The 3,847-nt window shown below is 35.8% G+C and carries 3 protein-coding genes; all 3 read right to left on the bottom strand.

Features of this window, described 5'->3' with window-relative positions; genetic code table 11:
* Nucleotides 1-325 precede the first annotated feature (325 nt).
* A complete protein-coding gene (locus tag BZJ19_RS16875) occupies nucleotides 326-1,348 on the bottom strand; it encodes a glycosyltransferase family 9 protein (protein ID WP_077676479.1) in 1,023 nt (340 codons plus the stop codon).
* Nucleotides 1,349-2,281 carry a glycosyltransferase gene (locus tag BZJ19_RS16870; protein WP_077676478.1) on the bottom strand — a complete coding sequence of 311 codons (933 nt, stop codon included), beginning with the start codon at nucleotides 2,279-2,281 and terminating at the stop codon, nucleotides 1,349-1,351.
* 247 nt (nucleotides 2,282-2,528) lie between these two features.
* Nucleotides 2,529-3,632 (bottom strand): glycosyltransferase family protein, encoded by a 1,104-nt coding sequence (locus BZJ19_RS16865; protein WP_131826417.1) that lies wholly within the window; start codon nucleotides 3,630-3,632, stop codon nucleotides 2,529-2,531.
* Nucleotides 3,633-3,847 lie beyond the last annotated feature (215 nt).

Genomic DNA, 3,847 nt, shown 5'->3' with positions numbered 1-3,847 from the left:
GGTATGCACTAAAGAAGATAATAAGAAAAAAAGTAAAGCATATTTGAAAGAAAACATAAAACCCATTAAATGACGAAGCTCCAGAAAAAACAAAAATCGCTATCAGGAATATAAATATGAAAGCTATTTCAAACGCTGAGAATGACGAATACTTTGATACTGGGATTAGCGCGAATAGTAAAACCATGGATATGATTAATAAATCAACTCCTTCGTAATCAAACCATGTTAAATAAGCATGTAAGTGTAAAAGAATAAGAGGGAGTTCTCCTGAGAAACTTATAAACCTATGCTTTAAATACCCTACATTCATAAGTCTATCCACCTAATTTAGAATGTGATTTTCTACTAGACTTATATCGATATGCTGCATGCATATGGCATTCCCACACCCTTGAGTATATCCCCTTCGATAGCAAGGAGAACACTCTAATCCCAGTTGTACACTAATCAAATCATCTCTGTAAGGACCGGTAACTCTAGGATCTGTTGGACCATAAACGCCAATAATTTGTAGTTGTGGAAGCAAACTAGCCATATGAGAAAGGCCATTACAATTTGCCACAATTACATCACAATAACTCATGCATTCCAGTGATTCCGATATTGTCAACTTTCCAGCGTAGTTTCTGACTTTTTCATCATCCAATCCTTTAATGATATAGTCTCCTAATTCTTCCTCCCCAGGTCCTCCTAACAATATGACGCTGTATCCCTTTGAAACTAGGCGCTTTGCGAGCTCTTTAAATTTGCTAGCTGGCCAACGTTTATGAGATTCAAGCTCTCCTGATGATGGAGCGAATGCGACTAACTTGCCATAGTTAGCAAAAATTATATCTCGAATAGTAGCCTTATTGGACTTATAAATAGGAAGATCTACGTTATCAACAGTCAACCCTAGAGAACAATCAATAATTTCAAGATTTTTCTGAACTTTATGAGTAGCTGTTATATTTACAACATTCTTATGATTCAATAATGATAACTTCCCTCCTAAGCCAATACGCTTCCGAGCTCCGGAGAGAAATGCCATAAGACTATATTTTTCTTTATGAATACCAGTTGCCGAGATCGATATATCAATGTCATAGCTTCTAAGTAGACTTAGATACCTCCATATACCTTTTACTCCTCTAAGTTCAGAAAAGTAGATAAATTTTACTCTATCTTGAAATCTACTCCCTATAGTGCATCTCACCAAAGTCGCTTCCGTTTTACCCTTAACAGTAAGGAGAATACGGGCACCTTCGGAAAGTAAGGCTCTAAGCATAGGTAGAGACATAACCACATCACCAATACCGTGACTATTAAAGACGTGAATCAACTTTCCATCAAGTTTCTTGCTCACTCAAGCCTCACTTTTAACCTTTTTACATATTTCGTCAAACAAAGCGATTTGATGCTTCCATGTTTTATTTTCGAGATAGTTTTGTCCTTTATTGAAGTATGACTCAAAACCTTTTCTGTACTGTTTTGATATGGCATCACTGACTTTATCCTCAAAATCATTAGTATGAGGAATTAAAATACCAAGATCTTGAGCTTCTAAGAATTTATAAGACTCGATCTTAGTTGCAAAAATACACCGCCCTACACTTAAATAATCTAGCGTTTTTAAAGGACAGCCTTGTGAGTCTGTTATTCCTTTGATCGGTCTTCTTAGATGGATAAACGCGTGACATTGTTTCAGGTACTTTTTAGCTTTTTGGTATTCAACGTAACCTAAAAATATAAAATTATTTCTGCTGCTAAGGTCAATACTAGATTTTATGACTTCAATTTCGTCTTCACTACCACCAACTATAATGAATTGGTGGTTAATCCCTCTATTGCTTAGCCCAGAAGACACCTTCGGTAGGTAGTCTACTCCCTCTCTATGTGCAAAAGACCCCAAATAACCGATAGTTAATCTACCATTCATCTTAGGTATTGAGGGTTGCTCTAAATCGACCCCGTTTTCAACAACATATATCTTTCTACTAATTCTTGTTCCATAATGACTTGTTAGTGTTTGTTTTACATTCTCATGAACTGAAACGATTGCATCGCTTAGTTTAAGATTGATGTACTCTAATGTTCGAACCACAAACCGCGACAAAGCTCCTCTACCTCGGTCCATAACATCTTGGTATAACAACCCATTGACCTCAGTGACAACTTTAAAACCAAAGAGTTTTAGTAAGCAAGTAAGGATACAAAACCCTACACTTTGACGAACAACAACTAGGTTTATTTGATAACGGTGTCGATATAAACTAAAAAAACTATACAGCTGAAACAATTGAACACTAACAAAAACACCAAACTTCGATGTAGGATTAACTATCGGTTATTTGGGGTCTTTTGCACATAGAGAGGGAGTAGACTACCTACCGAAGGTGTCTTCTGGGCTAAGCAATAGAGGGATTAACCNATATTATGGTGAGTATTTTTCATCACTTCAGAGGCGTGCTTTTGGGGACCCACATCCAAACGACCAACATTGAAAATATAAACTATATTCATTAGAAATTCATAAAATTATCAAACTAAACGATATCTTTTAAAAGCTGATGCACTTCTAAAATTCTATTTTTCATATGCCAACTATCACGGTCTGAGATTATTCTTTCTCTATATCGACTACGAACTATAGGATCTTTAAGACCAGAAATAATAGAAGGTAACTCGGATCTATTTTCATAAGTCACTACTTTTCCGTATTTATTTGTGTTGACAATATTCATTCCATCGCCATGAGGCAGCACCCCTAATATCGGGATCCCTAAGTTTATGTACTCATATATTTTAGATGGGACACAAGCTCCGTAGTACTTATTTACCAAGCTAACAAAACCGACATCGATATTCTCACACATAAACTTCACAAACCTATCTCTATCCATGAAGTCTATGAAATGAACATTTTCATCATTAATTCTTTTGAGAGGTTTATATTTATCTATGTCGCCAATATAGAATATCTCAACCTCTTCTTCATTAATACTTTTAAGAACATCGTATAAAACTTCTGGACATTGAGCTTCACTCATCGTTCCAGCATAAGCTATTCTTAAATTATCTGATCTTTTCTTCTGGAAAAAATCTATATTGAACGAGTCCAAATAACCAAAATAGTTATTGTGTAGCACAGGCGAAATGTTAGGAAACCTCTTTTTCAATGCAGACAGGTAGATATTTGAGGAAGTAAGTATTAGGTCTGAGTTTTTTGTGTATTTTTCTTGTAGGTGCTCTCTGTTAACATGAAGAACGTTACTTTTTCTAAAGCCGTTCATGTAACCGAAATCAAGAGGGTCTCGAAAATTAATAACAAACTTGCAGCCTACTTTATTTTTAATAATATGGCCAAGTTTTATCATACCTAACTCACCGCCACATGTGGCAATAATAATGTCATGAGATGTTATCTTACACTTTAAAAAATCCGAAGCAGAGAGAACCCATTTATCTAAATAGTCTTCATACCAGCCAATACGTTGAAAAAAAGCCGATTTTCTAGCATTGTATCTGGTTGGAAAAGGGATCATCAGCACATTGTTACTATCAACGACCTTATCACTATTGTAATTTGGGACAACTACTGTAACGGCCCAGCCTAGCTCTTGGAGATACTTGACGGCGCCAGCCCTCATGATTGGACCACCACCCTTCTGGAATGGATAGTATGATCGCGTTAGGTAAAATATTCTCCGAGTCACATAATTTCCTTCAAGTTATCGAAGCCAATGAATTTACAGTTGTACTTGTCCCTTGCAAAGGATAAAAACCAATCAAAAACATCTAGACACTCTTCATACATTATTTTTGGGTGGCTAAGAATGTTTAATACTATCAAACTATTTCCTTT

Origin of the sequence: Salinivibrio proteolyticus (assembly GCF_001996165.1) — a bacterium.
Classification (GTDB): domain Bacteria; phylum Pseudomonadota; class Gammaproteobacteria; order Enterobacterales; family Vibrionaceae; genus Salinivibrio; species Salinivibrio proteolyticus.
The sequence above is the reverse complement of the archived record's forward strand: the minus strand, read 5'-3'. Positions and strand labels throughout refer to the sequence as shown.

Coding starts and splice junctions, on each gene's coding strand:
- BZJ19_RS16865 (WP_131826417.1), bottom strand. CDS start 3,632: ATGAGGGCTGGCGCCGTCAAGTATCTCCAAGAGCTAGGCTGGGCCGTT.